The organism is Streptomyces bikiniensis, from assembly GCF_000716625.1.
Classification (GTDB): domain Bacteria; phylum Actinomycetota; class Actinomycetes; order Streptomycetales; family Streptomycetaceae; genus Streptomyces; species Streptomyces bikiniensis.
The window spans coordinates 1-235 of record NZ_JNXJ01000142.1 but is presented as its reverse complement, the minus strand read 5'-3'; the positions used below and the strand labels follow the sequence as shown (position 1 = coordinate 235).

General features: G+C 74.0%; 1 pseudogene. It reads right to left on the bottom strand.

Features of this window, described 5'->3' with window-relative positions:
* Positions 1 to 235 (bottom strand): annotated as a pseudogene (locus OO47_RS33125) (hypothetical protein); the annotation flags it as partial.

The window sequence follows — 235 nt, the reverse complement described above, 5'->3', positions numbered from 1 at the left end:
AGCCGGAGGTGAAGATGACGTAGGCCAGGTCGTCGGCGGCGCCCAGGGCGGGGGCGAGTTCGGTGTCGGCCGTTCCGTTCCAGGCGACGACGGCCGGGGCGCTCGATGCGGCGCCGAGCAGTTCGGCGGCGGTTGTGCCCAGTCCCGGTCCGACGTACAGGGCGTCGGGTCGGGAGTCGTCCAGGAGGGAGGCGGTGCGGGTCAGGGGTGCGCGTAGGTCGAGGGGGACCCAGGC